Origin of the sequence: Paenibacillus sp. FSL K6-1558, assembly GCF_038002565.1 — a bacterium.
Lineage (GTDB): Bacteria > Bacillota > Bacilli > Paenibacillales > Paenibacillaceae > Paenibacillus > Paenibacillus polysaccharolyticus.
In genome coordinates, this window is record NZ_JBBOCV010000001.1 from 1,147,994 (window position 1) to 1,164,363 (window position 16,370).

A 16,370-nucleotide genomic window follows, 5' to 3' on the forward strand; every position below is an offset into this window, starting at 1 on the left:
TTATTTTGCCAGCTTCAGCTCAAGACGAACCTGGATGTCATTTTCAGTGGAAAGTACAACCGAGTGTGGATTTTTCATGCCAAAATCTTCGAATGTAACCATTGTTGTGCCTGACAACAGCACTTCATTATTTTGATAAGCCGCTTTAGCGTCAAACGTAACTTCCTTTTCAATGCCTCTTACGTTAAGTGTGCCTTTCATTTTCAAATCAGCCGTCTGTCCTTCTGTCCATTCCGAAGGCAGACCTTCAAATGAAGTCGCTTTGAATGTTGCTTGCGGATGTTTAGCCATATCGAAGAAGTCTGCACTTTTCACATGCTCGTCGCGCTGTCCATTACCAGAATCAATGCCGTTTACCTCGATTGTTCCTTCTGCTTTCGACTGGGCCGGGTCATTCACATTAATCGTCCATTTCCCGCTAACCTGCTCGTCCACAAAATTTACGGTTTCTTGTGAAGTGGTTACTGAGAAATATACTTTCGACCCCTGACTGATATTCCAGTCTCCGTTCAGCTGGTCTGCTCCAACCTTTTTATTTTCCACTGCTTTGCCCGTGCCGCTATCTGCAGCTGTAGTGGATGCAGCCACGTTTGCCGGAAGTACCTGTTCAATCTCAACATTGTTACCCAAGTAACTATTTGCAAAGTAATAACCGCCCCCACCAATGATGGCTACTGCTGCTACCCCTGTAATAATCCACGTTTTGGCCTTTTTACTCATCTCTATTATTCCTCCAGTACAGTATGGTTTCGTTACCTCTTGATATGGATAGTAACAGTCCAATGTGTCAGGAAGAAGTCAAGATGAAATTCTTTTTCATTTTTTTTCAAAATGTGAAAACAGGATTGGCTTTATGTCCCGCCTCATGTAAAATCAGTACACAAGCTTGTCTGTGAAAGGAGAACACCCTGTTTGAAATCTGTACTCATCGTAGAGGATGAGCAAGCAATCGCACGCGTTCTAGCTGCTTATCTGAGAAAAGCTGAATTTGAAGTTCATCATGCAGCGGATGGCAAGACTGCTTTAACCCTTTTTGATTCCGAAAATCCTTCTATCGTATTACTCGATGTTATGCTACCCGGAATGGATGGATGGGATCTGTTACGAATTATCCGGGAAAAGAGTGCTTGTCCCGTCATTATGTTAACTGCACTGGACGATATTACAGATCGGCTTAACGGTCTGAATGCCGGTGCTGACGATTATATGAGCAAACCGTTTGTACCTGAAGAAGTGGTTGCACGCGTGAACGCTGTACTGCGGCGGAACCCGCACTGGACTTCCGGAGGGCAGGACAAGCGTTCTTTTGGCAATCTGGTCATTGACCTTGCGGCTAAGCAAGTGCTACTGAACGGTGCGGAGGTCGCACTCACACCACGTGACCTGTCTCTTCTTATTTTTCTGTCCGAGTATCCCAACCGCACATTCACTAGAGATCATCTGATTGAACAAGTCTGGGGACTCGATTATGAAGGCAGTGATCGTGCTGTGGATCTATCGATCAAACGACTGCGTCAGGCACTCTCTCACTGGACAACAGACACAGGAGAAATCCGGACGTTGCGAGGAATGGGGTATCAATTTTGGATCGCCAACTGACATCATCAACCAAACCCAAACGAACAACATCTATTTTGTCACATTGGACACTACGTTACTTTCTGATTTTATGTATCGGCTTCTCCGTAATTGCTGCGGGTGCGCTGTACTGGATAAGAACAACATCGATTGAGAAAAGTTTGAAAACGGCTGAGCTACTCGGATGGGAGATCGCTGATCGAGTAACCGTGAAAGATCATAAGCTTCAGGTACCACCTGATCTGAATACGATCGTAAGCAGCCGGGAGAAGCTGTTTAATACCGATAACTATTTTTGCGTCATGGTGCTCGACAATAACAACAAACTGATTTTCTCCCAGCCAAAAATGCAACAAGAGGATGTTTATTACCGACTGTCCGATGATTTTCTTGAACCGCGTAACAGCAAGTATGCTGGTGTAACGGTAGATATTGCTGACGGGAATCAAACGATTGGCAAAGTATGGGTCATGCAATCCAAACAATCTATCACCTTCGGTCCTGAAACGGTCTGGCTCGTCGCATTGATTTTTGGAGGCCTTATTCTCTGCGGCTGGTTCACGATTTATCTCCTGTCGAGCAAACTATCTAGACCGATTCGTCAGGTCGCTTACGCGGCAGAACAGATCCGCGGTGGAAATTATGATGTAAACCTAGATATTAAAACACGTGAACGGGAAATGAACGAACTTGTAGGTTCTTTTGGGGACATGGCAACCCGTCTGCGTCAACTCGAAGAATGGCGTGCACTCTCTCTCGCAGGCGTTAGTCATGAGCTCAAAACGCCTGTCACCTCGATCAAAGGATTGGTGATGGCTGTTCGCGACGATGTCGTCAGTCCGCAGGAAGGCAAAGAGTTTCTGGATATTGCTCTGAAAGAATCAGAACGCATGGAACGAATGATTGCGGATCTACTGGATTATAATGCCATGACCGCTGGAAGTGTTGCTGTTCGGAAGGAACGTACCGACCTGAAGTTGCTTGTAGGCGAGATCATTTACCAATGGAAAATTGCCTATGAGGAACATATGCCAGAAGTTCAGCTTCATGCGCCGTCAGACGCACTATACGTGATGGGTGATGCGCTCCGGATCCAGCAGATTATTGTAAATTTGCTTAACAATGGACTGCATGCCACAATACCTGGCCAACAAGCCCTCTTCCAGATGCATTTAAGCGTAGAGGAAGACATGTTACATGTCGATGTGCAGGACAACGGCACGGGAATTTCCATAGAGGATCAGCGTAACATATTCGAACGATTCTATCGGGGAGAGTTGAAAAAACGCCGTAATCGTGGCTTGGGTCTCGGTTTAACATACAGCCGTCTTCTTGCACAGGAGCAAGGTGGTACGTTAACCCTCGTTTCCAGCAGTCCAGATGGAAGTACGTTTAGATTAAGCTTGCCACGCTGGATTGCTCAGCAGGAAACATCTATTCCAGAGAAAACCTATCGTTCACCTGTCAAAGCCAAATCAGCATTGTAATAAAAAGGCCCGGTATTCCTTACAAAAAGGAAGCCGGGCTTTCATTATTCGCCGAGGTACTGACTTCACCTCTACCCTTGTAGCACTCGGGGTCTGTATTCCTCGTACGCATCAGAGATCAACTGCCTGTGCAGAGCACTGCTTCCAATAATAGCTTTACGCTTTGCTTTTAACACAATCTGCTCCACATCCGCATAGCTGCAGCCAGCCAGACGTTCACAAATATAATCCTCCAGCTTGTGCTCCTGTTCAAACGTTCCAACCAGTTTGCTAATGTACAGTCTGCGGCTATCTTCATCTGGCATCGCGTACGTCATCTTGGTATCAAATCGGCGCCAGATCGCATGATCAAGCTGTGTCTCCAGATTCGTGGCAGCAACCAGAATGCTGTCCCCTTCGAATTCATCCAAACATTGCAAAAGGGTATTCACCACCCTGGCCATCTCTTTTACCTCGTCGTTACTTTCCCTTGTCCGGCCAATGGCATCAAATTCATCAAGAAACAATACGCAAGGATTAAGGCGAGCATATTCAAACAACTTGCGTACGTTACTTCCCGTTTCTCCCAAGTGGCTGTGAATAAGGGCATCCAGCCTGACCAGTACAAGAGGCAGTTCCAATCTCTGAGCCAGATATGACGCGGTTAACGTTTTCCCTGTGCCGGGAGGGCCAAACATGACCATTTTATTAGGGATGGATACATCATGTTCCCTGAACTTTTCTTTCATGCCAAGAATCGTAATGAACTCTTCGACAATGCGTTCATTTTCCGCCGAGAAGACAATATGTTGTGCTTTTCGTTTACATTCCTTCGGCGTGAAGAATGCCGCCATATCGATTCCTTTTGCACGAGGGATGCGGTTTGCGTGATTCAATTTACTCATGTGTATATGTAGCTCCTTCAAAAAAGATAGTCATTCGTATCGTCGTTATTTATTGTTAAAGATTTTGTTGTTGCGGGACTGCTTGCTAATTAATCGTAATTTTTACTATTAAATAATAACATACAGATGCCTCTTTGCAAAGATTAGACTCCTGATCTGCATCCGTATGTCTCCTGAGCCGCCATTCAGTTGCATGGGAAAGCAAAATTTGCTATTCTGAAAGTGCATCGTTGTGTATAACACAAAAAAGCCCTCCAAATTCATGAGAGCGTGAAAATTGTTCCAGATTCTCAAGCGGCAACTTGCGAATCCGGATCTTTATACCAACGAATGTAAATCCAACTAAAAGTGAGGTTAACAATCATGGCAAAAGACGTATTGTGTGAAGTAAACTCCTGTCGTCACTGGGCTCAAGAAAACAAATGTAATGCTTCTTCCATCTACATCGTGAGCCACGCTTCCAAAGAAGCAAGCGAGTCTGCTGAAACAGACTGCAAAACGTTTGAAGTTAAATAAAAAGATCTGTTTCATTCCAAGGAGCCCACTCGGGTTCCTTTTTCTTTGTTTATTGTAGCAAGAATGATAATTATTATCAAGCCCTCGATGCAAATTTTTCACCCCATGGTCCGTAGCACATTAGACAACAGCTTCACGTAGTATAGGATAGAAATAAATGTGCTCATGAACCATGACCAAGAGGTGAAGAACTATGCCCGCTAAAACCGGCATGCAGTATTGTGAACGAATTAACGCCCAGACCGTACCCTGCTGGTATAAAGGAGAACTGCTTACTGCTAAACGCTCCGAGCACATCGCCTTCTCCGGTTTGATGAAAACTCAAATGAATATGTACGACCTGCAGTATGACCCTCACCTTACAGAACTTATGACGTATCCTTCTCCTACCGATGGAAAGCCTGTAGGAATGTCCTTCCTGCCTCCAACCAGCGTCAACGATCTCCGCAAACGCCGTGAAGCGATGACGATATGGGCTCAGACTCATCACGGTTTTCTGGGACGCTCACCCGATTACATGAACACAGCGATGATGGCGTTTTTTACCGCTGCCGACTTGTTGAACGATCTCTCCCCACAATATGCTGAAAATCTGAGAAATTACTACGCCTATTGTCGTGATCATGACATCACACTATCCCATGCCTTTATTCAGCCACATGCCAGTAAAATTTCAGGACAGATGGATGCTACTGAAGATGCCATCGCTGCCAAGGTTGTTGATCGGACTGATGAAGGACTCATTATAAACGGTGCATTTATGATGGCCACACAGGCTGCTACTTCAGATGAAATTTTTGTCTATCCATCACCTTCTCCTGCACCTTTTGATGATGAAAATCCATTTGCTTTTTCGTTTGCAGTTCCTAATGATCTGCCTGGCATCACTCTGATCTGCCGAGATACGTATGCAGCTGAATCCAACTACAATTACCCCTTAAGCTCCAGATATGAGGAGATGGACAATATCGTCATCTTTGACCACGTGCTTGTGCCGCATAACCGCATTTTTTTTGCAGGTCATGAGCAGATGTCTTCGACTCTTTTCAGCGGCAGTAACTTCCATATCCATGCGGGGCATCAGGTGTTATGTCGTTATATTGCCAAAACCGAATTTATGCTCGGCACCATTCAACTATTAACCGATACGCTTGATCTGTCGAACGAGGCGCATGTTTTAGAAAAAACTGCACGTGCTCTCGCAGGTCTTGAATCCTTAAAAGCACTTGCTCTAGCTGCTGAGGCAGGCGCAATACCGGACGGACGAGGATATATCCTGCCAGCGCCTAAACCGCTTATGGCTGCCAATCTTCTCTATCCGAAACTGTATCCTGAAATGATCGAGATATTGCAGTTGCTCAGTTCCAGCGGCATGATCATGGTTCCTCAGGAAGAGGATTTCCAGTCCGGAACAGCTGACTCTTTAAACGTCTACCTCAAAGGCTCCGACATGGAATCCAAAGAACGAAACGCACTGTTTCGCCTGATCTGGGAACTTGGTGCAGGTTCATTTGGAGGCAGACAGACTCAGTTTGAACGATTTTTCTTTGGTAACAACATTACCGTTTCAAATCGCTTATATAAAGCCAGTTCTCAAGATCATTCTCAGCGAGAACGTGTTCGTCAGTTCCTCGGAAACCTTGCACGGTAACATTCACTGAATCAAATATCCGTAAGCGCACCCCGGCAACGCAGCTGTCAGGCTCGTTGCCCTTCACACCAAATGGTCATATACCGTCATGAGTTCTGAAGCTGGTCTACCTGTTGCCACACTGGGTAATCCACACTGCTCACCGTAACCGATGTGAAATACGCCGAGCACCCTTTCGCTCGATGTAAGTCCCATCAAGTTCATGAATACGGGATGTTGCTGATAATCATTCATCTTCCAGACGGCGTGTACCCCCTGTTCAGCAGCCAGAATAGAGAATCGTTTGCTCCATGCCTTCGCAGGCAAAACATGATCCTCTGGAGAATTGCCGGGGGCAACCACCACCAAATGAGCTGGGATCGCTTCGGTGTATTGATACGCAGCCCAGCTCCCGTGAGAATCTGCAAGATGAGGCGGATAGCTCTGTCTGACAGCTTCCATATAGAGCTGTCGCCCTTCACCGGAAAACAGCATAAAACGCCAGGGCGCTGAACTCATAACATATAATGATGGATCAGCTTCATCCAGCAACTTTCTTATGACAGCTTGAGGTACAGGCATGGAGCTGAACTCACATGTTCCTGCTCTTCTTTTTCCATTACCGATATCTTGCCTGAATAACGTCGTCACCTGTACTCCCTCCTCCGAAATAAGTGTTATCAACAGCTTCGAGTGTCACATCAACCATGTTTTTTGTGGCTTCGTCCCTTCCGTTCTCCAACGGTCCACTTCTTCATGCACACGGATCTTATCCTTTGAGGTAAAGTGCTCTGATTCTTGCTTCTCGGCTTTGGGAATGCTATCCCGAACAAGACGGATATAATCCATCGAACGCTGTAATGATTGGCGACCTGGTATGTACCTGATCTTCCGCCCTTCCAGCAGACAGTAAATTTCAATCATACCTGGCAACTTGCCAAATGCTTCCCAGCAAAACACACTGACCATATGTTGAAAGGCTTCCACAACGTTGGCATCATGGACCACCATATATTTCTGAACAAGCAGTGCATCCCAGCCTTCCGGCTGCCAAGCCGCCTGAAAGATGACGGATAAAGACATCTGTAAAGAAGGTACTTCTGTTTTCCATTGTTCAAACAAGATCGCAGGCCGCTTCAAGTCATCATTCGCTGCAATGGCCAGGGACAGTTCATCAATCATTTTGTGCTTTACATCCCAGTAATGTAGAACGGAATCAAAACCGTCCGCTTTTCTAGGCCACCATTTTTCGAGTACATATTGAATCGGAATTTCTTTGCGTACGTCAGGGTCCACACTGTAAAAATGATTAATGGCATGGCTCACCGCATATTGCACACGATGTCTCCATTGTAGCGCTGGACGTTGCTCAGCCGAAGGTTCAGGGCGGATAAACCGGTGCGGGCTACGCAACATCTCTTCCAGCTTATAGTCCTCAAGCAAACGTTCAGGGAGCCCATCGCTCCCCTGAGCCTTTGCTGTATAGGCATCACGCTGTAACATTTCGATCAGGATATCTCCGCACCAGCAGTAACAAAACGTCTGCCGAAATCCCGGCATGATTCTTTTTCCTGCTCCAGCGGACTGTATTCAATTTTCAACATCTCTGGTGATACTTCCGCCCCACGTTCCTTCAGCTTCTCCGCTGTTAGATCAACTGCTCCGCAAAATTGTTCATAGGACGTATCTCCGCTTCCGAAGACAGCCGCTCTCTTTCCATGCAAATCAAGCTCATCCAGTTCTTCATAGAAGTCCAGAAATTCATCCGGCAGTTCACCATCTCCCCATGTGTACACACCAATCATAAAGCCCTCATAATTCAAAACTTCTGCGGCATTAAAGTCGGTTACGGATTTCAAGTCAGCTTCATGACCACTTGCTGTAATGCCTTCCACAATGAGTTCCGCAATCTCTTCTGTGTTGCCTGTCATACTGGCGTACGCCACTAACCATTTAGCCATCTATTGTCCCTCACTTTGGTTTCGTTATATGGATTGAATTTCCTTAAATTACGTTTCGCGTCGATTGCATATTGCAATATCAAAATCATAAGTGATAATGATTATCATTGTCAAATTAATTTTATTCAGATCTTCATTTTATGATATGTCGAAATTCGTCGTCTGCACATTGCCTTAATCCCCTGAGGCTAACTGGCGTACAGCCCCTTTTTTGTTGTACAATAGTATCCAAATGAATTTTGAAGGATGGATAAACCACTATGTACGTAGCTAAGAACTGGAAAGACTATGAAGTAATTGATACAGGAGGCGGCGAGAAGCTCGAACGCTGGGGAGATGTCATCTTGCGCAGACCTGACCCACAGATCATCTGGCCACTTGAACAAGAAACCCATGAATGGCGCCAAGCTCACGGTCACTATCACCGCAGCTCTTCTGGCGGCGGAAACTGGGATATGAAAAAGCCCATTCCTGAACGCTGGACGATCGGATATGAAAACCTGAAATTCCATATTAAACCGACAAGCTTCAAACACACCGGCTTGTTCCCGGAGCAAGCTGCCAACTGGAGCTGGATGATGGATAAAATTTCGAATGCAGGACGCCCCATCTCTGTCTTGAATCTATTTGCCTACACTGGCGGAGCAACCGTAGCAGCCGCGTACGCTGGCGCTTCTGTTGTACACTGTGATGCAGCGAAAGGTATGGTCCAATGGGCGAAAGAAAATGTGCAATTGTCCGGACTTGCTGATCGACCTGTTCGTTTCATCACCGATGATGTGTTCAAATTTGTACAGCGCGAACAGCGCCGTGGTAACAAATACGATGCGATTATTATGGACCCTCCTTCTTATGGACGTGGCCCGAACGGTGAAACATGGAAACTGGAGGAAAACCTCTATCCTTTCCTGAAATCCTGTATGACGATTCTTTCGGATAATCCGTTGTTTATGCTAGTGAACTCTTATACCACAGGTATCTCTTCAACGGTATTACGAAACATGCTGACGATGACGATGTCTGCCAAGTATGGTGGAGAGATTACTGCCGGAGAAATCGGATTGCCGATTACACGCAGCGGTCTCGATCTGCCTTGCGGTATTTTGGGCCGCTGGGAGTCCTGATTATGTCTCATGATGTGCAAAAAACTGGAGATATCGAGATTCTGTATGAGGATAATCATCTGTTAGGCATCACAAAACCGGTGAATGTCCCGACGCAGGAAGATGCTTCCGGTGATCCGGATCTGCTCACTTTACTCAAACAGGATCTGAAAGAACGTTATAATAAACCTGGCAATGTATATCTGGGACTGGTGCATCGCCTGGATCGCCCGGTTGGAGGTGCCATGATCTTTGCCAAAACCTCCAAAGCAGCTTCCCGATTGTCCGAAACCGTGCGTGGACGTCATTTCCGTAAAATCTATGCAGCTGTTGTTCATGGCAAGTTGCCAGCACGTCAGGGCACGTTGAAGCACACCCTGCTAAAAGACAGCAAAACAAACACCGTAACCGCTGTACCCAAAGGTACGCCTGGCGGTAAAGATGCGGTTCTAGACTACGAGGTCGTCGGAGAAACCGATCGTTACAGCCTTGTGCATATCGAGCTTCATACAGGTCGCTCCCATCAGATACGTGTGCAGATGAAAGAAGCCGGCTGTCCACTATTCGGAGATCAGAAATATGGCGCCAAAATAAACAAACCGGGGCAACAGATCGCGTTATGGTCTGTCATTGCTGCACTCCCCCATCCTGTCACCAAAGAGGAAGTTGTGCTACAGTCCCTGCCTGCGCGAGAATTTCCTTGGGCTGAATGGCCTATGGATATATACGAAAAAGCTTTCACATTGAAGATATAAACTGCATATAAGCAGATTGGATCAACTAGAAGCAGTAGCTTTCTGCACCTGTAACGTGTCGTTCGGATGCTACATCCGGGCGACACTTTTTTAATCGAAAAATCATATAACAACTCCTTCTATCTGCGTTCAATATTTAATCTTCTAAGACAGGAGCCGATATTCATGACCCCGTTCACACAGCAGGTTGTCGCCATTATTGCTGCGATCCCTGAAGGAAAGGTAATGACGTATGGACAGATTGCAGCCTGCGCTGGAAGCCCAAGGGCGGCAAGACAGGTCGTTCGTATTCTGCACTCTATGAGCCGGAAGGAACGCTTACCCTGGCATCGGGTCGTCAATGCGAAAGGACAAATTGCCATAACCGATGAAGCATCACGCATGATGCAGGAAACCGAGCTTGTCAGTGAAGGTGTGGAATTCCAGCTGGATGGGAGCATCGATCTCCAACGTTTCGGTTATGAACCTGATCCAGATTGGTTACTGCATGATGTGACTTCAATTAAAGATGAAAATGAATGACAGTATATTCTTTCGTTTGCTTAGTGATATGTCATCTGTAAAACAAAAAAAGAGAGCTCTCGTTGCCGTAGAAGATGTGTCCTACTGGCAGCCTGAGAGTTCTCTTTTTTTGTTTATTCGTTATAGATTTCAAGTCTAATTTTAAGCTGTTGCTACTTTTTTGGCTTTTTCTTTCTCTGCGTTTACCGGTTCGGTAGCTGGTTTGGTTTTCTGAATGAAGAAAGCCATAATCAGCGCTGCAATTGTCATAAAGGTGGCTACCGTAAAGGCATAGTTGACACCATAGATGGTTGCATCTGCTGTAGCAGCCAGCACCGCTGTTTTGTTGTTCGGGTCAATTGTACCCGTAGCCATCGTTTCCGCCAGATGCGACTTGAGCTTGCTACTCATGATCGTTACGAGAATCGCTGTACCAATCGCACCTGCCACTGTACGCAGTGTGTTCGACATCGCTGTACCATGAGCATTAAGTCGTTGAGGCAACTGATTCAGACCAGCCGTCTGAATCGGCATCATCAGCATCGACATACCAAACATACGAGCAGTGTAGATAAACATCATATATCCATACGTGGTGTCAATGGCCAAACGGCTGAGTCCCCATGTGGTAACCGCTGTAATAGCCAGACCCGTAACGGAGAGCCAGCGTGCACCGACTTTATCGAAGATGCGACCTGTAATCGGAGACATAATTCCCATTAGGATGGCACCTGGCATCATGAGCAAGCCGGATTCAATCGGTGAGAACCCACGGATATTTTGCAGAAAGATTGGGAGCAAGATCATGCCTGCAAACATAGCCATCGTAACAAGCATATTAATAATGGTTGTTAAGGTATACATGTTGTATTTGAAAATACGGAACTCCAAAAGCGGATGATCGGTCGTCAACTGACGAATAACAAACAGAATCAGGGAAATGACACCAACTACGAGGCAGCTGATGACAACAGCACTTCCCCATCCGTCTGTACCCGCATCACTGAAACCATACAGCAAGCTACCGAATCCGAGTGTGGATAGAATTACGCCAACAGAGTCCAGTTTCGGCTTGGACTGACGTGTTACGTTTTTGACAAATGCAATACCAATCGCTGTTGCGATCACGGAGAATGGCAGAATGATGTAGAATAACAATCTCCAGGAATAGTGCTCAACGATATAACCGGACAACGTAGGACCAATTGCTGGTGCGAGAATCATGGCTATCCCCATCGTTCCCATCGCCTGCCCACGCTTCTCAATCGGGAAAATCGTCAGAAATACCACGGTCATCAGCGGCATCAGAATACCGGCACCCGCGGCTTGAATAACACGACCCACCATAAGAATCGAGAAGTTCGGACTTAGTCCGCAGACTAGCGTACCGATCGTAAATAAGGTCATAGCTGTTATAAAAATTTGCCGTGTTGAAAATTTGGCAATCAAGTATGCCGTAACCGGGATTAACACCCCGTTGACAAGCATGTAACCCGTCGTAAGCCACTGGGCTTTGTTCGGCCCGATGCCGAGATCCTCCATAATTTTAGGAAGAGCCACGTTCATCAGGGTCTGGTTCAAAAATGCCACAAAGGCACCAATTAACAAGGCCGCTACAATGGGGCCTTTCTTGATGTTGTCCATCGCAGAGGACGGAGCTGTAGCAGTTGTTGTGCTCATAAGTTGTTCATCTCTCTTCCTTGTAACTTTTCAATCATCAGACTATGAATGCGAAGCAGGTGCTCTAGATCTTCCTTCGAAATATCCAGTATAGGTGATACACGCTCCATCCAGAGCTGTTGTGTCTCCTGTTGAGCCTTTTCCCCTTTGGCTGTAATCTGTAGTACCACAGAACGGCGATCTGCATCAGATCGTGTCCGTACGATGTACTCGCCTTTCACGAGACGTTCTACTACAGCGCTCATCGAACTACTACCCATATGGCACAGATCAGCAATCTCGTTAATGCCAATTGCAGGTCGCTCCTTAAGGATGGATAACACCATAAACTGGATCGAAGTGAGCTCGATCTCCTTGTTTTCATTCCAGAATGCCCGGAAAAGCATCTGATTCACTTGTCGAAATGAGTTGATAATGTAAAATACCTCGTACGTATCCGTCATTGTTTCACCCTTTTACTTATGGAATATAATATTTCGTACACGAAATATCAGGGGAACAATTACTTATTATAACAAAAATATTTACATAGTCAACTCTTTACATATGATTTTAAGAAAATAATATTAAGACATATTATATTTGATATATACATTATATAAGCAAGCCCAATAGCAGCTAATCAGTTTGGTTGTAGCTTTTCCCTGAGTGATAAGATTATGCACCGTAGTGTAGACCTTCGATGTTGATGTTCTTGTCATCATGTAAAATAAAAAAAACCTCCATTCCACTTTAGGTGAAATAGAGGTTTGATACGGTTAATAAGTTTGAACATAAGATCAGTTTTAGCTTTTGGTTAATATACACGCTCTAGATAAACAAATTATGATTTGCATGATCCGCTTGTCCGAGATAATAACCCACACCGCCAATGACAGCCTGATCGATCAATTCCTCACGTTGTATGCCCATCAGATCCATCGACATCTGACAAGCTACGATCTCAACCCCTTGAGCGATAGCCGATTGCATGAGTTGTTCCAGCGAAGCTACGTTATTTTTTTTCATTAACCCTCGAATCATTTTCGGTCCTGCACCAAACATATTCATCTTGGAGAGTCCCAGCTTCAGACTGTTGCTCGGCAACATCAGATCAAACATACGGGCCATGCCTGTTTTGACAGGTGCCTGCTGCATCTCTTGTTTACGAATCATGTTTAAGCCCCAGAAGGTGAAAAACATCGTAACTTTCCGCCCACTGGCTGCTGCTCCATTAGCAATAATGAAGGAGGCGATGGCCTTATCGAGTTCACCACTGAATACGACCATTGTACTTGCTTTTTCAAGTTGCATTGAACCGCTTGTGACAGGCGAAGTATTCTTGGCCAGAACGGCCTCGATTACCCCGCCCTTATCCCGCTCCAGCTTGAGTACGTCAGACCCCGACATGGTTGCCCAAGCCTTCACATCCTCATAAAATCCTGGATCTGAAGCTTTGACCCGTAGGGTCTGTCCGTCTGCCAACTGATCCATTTTTTGTTTAACCTCGATTAGCGGGCCAGGGCAACTCAAACCACATACATTCAGTTCATTATCAATATGGAGCTCCCTAGATGCATCTTCTCCTGATCCTTTGTTTTCATTTGCATTCCCATTCATCAAAATTCTCCCTTGCTCTTTTTGGGGTTCTACGCCTGCAGGTTTGAATTGTGCCTGACGATACGTCTTGTAACCCCCGCTTAAATTCTTCACCTGATAGCCATGCTGACGTAGAATTTGTGTAGCGGTATAACCACGAAGTCCAACCTGACAATAAACCCAGATTTCTTTGGTTACATCCAGCTCTCCAAGCCGCTGACGAAGCTCATCCACCGGAATGGATAGAGACCCGGGAATGTTACCGTTACGGTGTTCCAGATCACTCCGAACATCCACTAATACGGACTGGGCAGGGTCACGTTCTGCAAGTTGATCATACGTGTAGGAATGCACTCGTTCGTCCAAGATGTTCTCGGCAGCATATCCGACCATATTAACCGGGTCTTTTGCAGAAGAGTATGGCGGTGCATAACTGAGTTCCAGTTCCGTAAGATCTCGTACATTTCCCCCGAAGTGAATCGCCACTGCAATATCATCAATTCGTTTGTCCACACCTTCGTAGCCCACAGCTTGTGCACCTAGAATCTTCCCATCCGGAGCAAAGAGTAATTTCAACGTAACTGCACTAGAACCAGGATAATAGGAAGCATGAGATGCAGGGTGTACGATAACACTTCGATAGTCTTTTTGCATTCGTTTCAGCGTTTTTTCATTAGTGCCCGTAGATGCCCCTGTCAAACCAAACACTTTGATAATCGATGTACCCTGAGTGCCTTTATAGGTGGTGGGAAGACCGGCAATCTGATCCGCTACGATCCGTCCCTGTTTGTTGGCAGGACCGGCAAGGGGAATTGCTGTCTGCGTGCCATGAATGTAATCCTTCACTTCGATGGCATCGCCCACGGCATAAATATGCGGAACACTGCTCTCCATTTTGTCATTAACTATGATGTGTCCGCGTGAACCAAGAGCTAGACCACTGTCCTGCAAAAATGAGGTGTCGGGTATAACCCCAATGGCCAGAATGACCATATCTGCAGATAATATCTTGCCATCGGACAATTCCACACCAATACCTTGATCTAACGTACGGAAGCCTTGAACCCGCTGTGAAAATAAAAGCTTTACTCCATTTTGCTCCATCTCTTGAGCTAGCATAGCTGCCAATTCCGGATCAAACGGGGTTAACAGCTGATCATTCCCCTCAATCAAAGTTACATCCAGTCCAGCTTCCTTCAAATTTTCAGCCATCTCTACACCGATAAACCCACCGCCAATGACAATCGAAGTACTGTTGTTATCAGAACTTATCTGTTCTTTGATTCGATCAATATCAGGAATGTTCCTCACGGTATATATCAATGGATTCTCTTTGCCGGGCAGATCGGGCACAAGTGGACGAGCACCAGGTGACAAAATTAATTCATCATAGTTTTCCTCGTATAAACCACGCTCGGCACTACGTACCTGCACGGTTCGTTTACTTGGATCAACAGCGATAACCTCGCTTTGTGTACGAACATCGATATTGAAACGATCCTCCATCCCCTTCGGTGTCTGTACGAGCAATCGCCCCCGTTCTTCAATCGTACCTCCAATGTAATAAGGCAATCCGCAATTGGCAAATGAGATATATGGGCCTTTTTCAAACATAATAATCTCGGCATGTTCGTCCAGACGACGGAGGCGTGCAGCAGCAGATGCACCGCCTGCTACGCCCCCCACGATTAACACTTTTTTAGGTTTATTCATCTTCGCAACCATCCTCTTTAAATAAAATCATGACTAACTGCTCCGCGCGTGAGTCAGCCAGTACGTAATTGACTTCAAGGCCATTTCGCTCTGTAGCAACAATACCCGCACTGCGAAGCTTCTGCAGATGCTGTGACACCGTCGACTGCGGGAGATCCAGACATTCCTGCATATATGAAACATTACATTTTTTTTTGCGCATCAAACCACGGACGATACATAAACGTACGGGATGAGACAGCGCTTTAAGAAACTCTGCTGGCTCGTCAAACTGTTTTAATTGATTCCGATCGAACGCAGGCAACTCCAAAATGATTCCTCCTCAAACGTTATAACGTAATATTACGATATAATGATTTAGTTGTCAATGTGTATTCTTTACAAACCATACTCAACAAAATAAAAAGACAAAAGCATACACCTGGCCCTAATGACCAGAAGTATGCTTATTTATGATCATTGCATTATTCGTTTTGTTTTTTAACATCATCAGATTATTTACTACACTCATTTCACGATCAGATTTTGCTCGTTTAACCTGAACTCGTTAAGGCAGGCTCTTGCGCATTCGTTTTGGGTGCAGTCATTTTCCCAAGCAGATATACAAGCAATTGTTGATTGTGCATCGAGATGTTGCTCAGTACGGAATTCATAAACTCATTGCGGATCGTGATACCACGCGTGGTTTCCATTCTGCCCTTATCGGATAATGAAACCCACACAATCCGCCTGTCCTGATCATCACGAACTCTGCATATGAGGCCATTTTTCTCCATTCGATCCAATAACATCGTTACTGCAGCAGGTGTTGTCGCAAGAAATGGAATCAAATCAGATGGTTTCATCTTTGCATGATCTTCGAGCACCTCAAGTACCGCAAGCTGTGCCTCTGTTAACGAAGGGGCTAATTCCTGATCCATATGCAGTTTATAATCTTTGGTTAATCTGGACCAGCATTTAGCAAAATCGGAATTATACATCGAA

At 45.6% G+C, this 16,370-nt stretch carries 17 protein-coding genes; 7 read left to right on the plus strand and 10 right to left on the minus strand.

Features of this window, described 5'->3' with window-relative positions:
* A complete protein-coding gene (locus tag MHI38_RS04760) occupies positions 1 to 720 on the minus strand; it encodes a YceI family protein (protein WP_341181010.1) in 720 nt (239 codons plus the stop codon).
* Between the two features lie 192 nt (positions 721 to 912).
* Between MHI38_RS04760 and MHI38_RS04765 the strand changes: the two genes are divergently transcribed.
* Positions 913 to 1,599, plus strand: a complete 687-nt coding sequence (locus tag MHI38_RS04765) for a response regulator transcription factor (protein ID WP_090917028.1) — start codon at positions 913 to 915, stop codon at positions 1,597 to 1,599.
* Positions 1,584 to 3,065 (plus strand): HAMP domain-containing sensor histidine kinase, encoded by a 1,482-nt coding sequence (locus MHI38_RS04770; RefSeq protein WP_308723375.1) that lies wholly within the window; start codon positions 1,584 to 1,586, stop codon positions 3,063 to 3,065. The genes MHI38_RS04765 and MHI38_RS04770 overlap by 16 nt, the downstream gene beginning before the upstream one ends.
* Positions 3,066 to 3,136: 71 nt before the next feature.
* On the opposite strand, the gene MHI38_RS04775 is transcribed toward MHI38_RS04770, so the two are convergent.
* Positions 3,137 to 3,949, minus strand: a complete 813-nt coding sequence (locus tag MHI38_RS04775) for an AAA family ATPase (protein WP_308723376.1) — start codon at positions 3,947 to 3,949, stop codon at positions 3,137 to 3,139.
* A gap of 363 nt (positions 3,950 to 4,312) precedes the next feature.
* On the opposite strand from MHI38_RS04775, the gene MHI38_RS04780 reads away from it, so the two are divergent.
* A complete protein-coding gene (locus MHI38_RS04780) occupies positions 4,313 to 4,465 on the plus strand; it encodes a DUF1540 domain-containing protein (protein ID WP_090917035.1) in 153 nt (50 codons plus the stop codon).
* A 193-nt stretch (positions 4,466 to 4,658) separates the two neighbouring features.
* Positions 4,659 to 6,116 carry a 4-hydroxyphenylacetate 3-hydroxylase family protein gene (locus tag MHI38_RS04785; protein WP_253493599.1) on the plus strand — a complete coding sequence of 486 codons (1,458 nt, stop codon included), beginning with the start codon at positions 4,659 to 4,661 and terminating at the stop codon, positions 6,114 to 6,116.
* A gap of 63 nt (positions 6,117 to 6,179) precedes the next feature.
* Here the strand turns inward: MHI38_RS04785 and MHI38_RS04790 are convergent, their stop codons facing one another.
* The 3 genes from MHI38_RS04790 to MHI38_RS04800 are packed head-to-tail and all read right to left on the minus strand — an operon-like array spanning position 6,180 to position 8,056.
* Positions 6,180 to 6,746 carry a nitroreductase family protein gene (locus tag MHI38_RS04790; protein WP_154957536.1) on the minus strand — a complete coding sequence of 189 codons (567 nt, stop codon included), beginning with the start codon at positions 6,744 to 6,746 and terminating at the stop codon, positions 6,180 to 6,182.
* Positions 6,747 to 6,791: 45 nt separating this feature from the next.
* Positions 6,792 to 7,655, minus strand: coding sequence for a hypothetical protein (locus tag MHI38_RS04795; protein WP_253493596.1), 864 nt, complete (start codon positions 7,653 to 7,655; stop codon positions 6,792 to 6,794).
* On the minus strand, positions 7,604 to 8,056 hold the full coding sequence (locus MHI38_RS04800) for a flavodoxin (protein ID WP_221788235.1): 453 nt from the start codon (positions 8,054 to 8,056) through the stop codon (positions 7,604 to 7,606). Before MHI38_RS04800 ends, MHI38_RS04795 begins: the two co-directional genes overlap by 52 nt.
* A 260-nt stretch (positions 8,057 to 8,316) precedes the next feature.
* Between MHI38_RS04800 and MHI38_RS04805 the strand changes: the two genes are divergently transcribed.
* From MHI38_RS04805 to MHI38_RS04815, 3 genes are all read left to right on the plus strand, one after another.
* A complete protein-coding gene (locus MHI38_RS04805) occupies positions 8,317 to 9,180 on the plus strand; it encodes a class I SAM-dependent methyltransferase (RefSeq protein ID WP_090917045.1) in 864 nt (287 codons plus the stop codon).
* Between the two features lie 2 nt (positions 9,181 to 9,182).
* Positions 9,183 to 9,914, plus strand: a complete 732-nt coding sequence (locus tag MHI38_RS04810; protein ID WP_253493594.1) for an RluA family pseudouridine synthase — start codon at positions 9,183 to 9,185, stop codon at positions 9,912 to 9,914.
* 165 nt (positions 9,915 to 10,079) lie between these two features.
* On the plus strand, positions 10,080 to 10,436 hold the full coding sequence (locus MHI38_RS04815; RefSeq protein ID WP_154983637.1) for an MGMT family protein: 357 nt from the start codon (positions 10,080 to 10,082) through the stop codon (positions 10,434 to 10,436).
* A 141-nt stretch (positions 10,437 to 10,577) separates the two neighbouring features.
* Here MHI38_RS04815 and MHI38_RS04820 read toward each other — a convergent pair whose 3' ends face one another.
* From MHI38_RS04820 to MHI38_RS04840, 5 genes are all read right to left on the minus strand, one after another.
* On the minus strand, positions 10,578 to 12,095 hold the full coding sequence (locus tag MHI38_RS04820; protein WP_253493590.1) for a DHA2 family efflux MFS transporter permease subunit: 1,518 nt from the start codon (positions 12,093 to 12,095) through the stop codon (positions 10,578 to 10,580).
* Positions 12,092 to 12,538 (minus strand): MarR family winged helix-turn-helix transcriptional regulator, encoded by a 447-nt coding sequence (locus MHI38_RS04825; RefSeq protein WP_253493588.1) that lies wholly within the window; start codon positions 12,536 to 12,538, stop codon positions 12,092 to 12,094. Before MHI38_RS04825 ends, MHI38_RS04820 begins: the two co-directional genes overlap by 4 nt.
* Before the next feature lie 367 nt (positions 12,539 to 12,905).
* A complete protein-coding gene (locus tag MHI38_RS04830) occupies positions 12,906 to 15,386 on the minus strand; it encodes an FAD-dependent oxidoreductase (RefSeq protein WP_308723377.1) in 2,481 nt (826 codons plus the stop codon).
* Positions 15,379 to 15,696 (minus strand): ArsR/SmtB family transcription factor, encoded by a 318-nt coding sequence (locus tag MHI38_RS04835; RefSeq protein ID WP_090917058.1) that lies wholly within the window; start codon positions 15,694 to 15,696, stop codon positions 15,379 to 15,381. Before MHI38_RS04835 ends, MHI38_RS04830 begins: the two co-directional genes overlap by 8 nt.
* Positions 15,697 to 15,919: 223 nt before the next feature.
* Positions 15,920 to 16,366 carry a MarR family winged helix-turn-helix transcriptional regulator gene (locus tag MHI38_RS04840; protein ID WP_154890571.1) on the minus strand — a complete coding sequence of 149 codons (447 nt, stop codon included), beginning with the start codon at positions 16,364 to 16,366 and terminating at the stop codon, positions 15,920 to 15,922.
* Between the last annotated feature and the right edge of the window lie 4 nt (positions 16,367 to 16,370).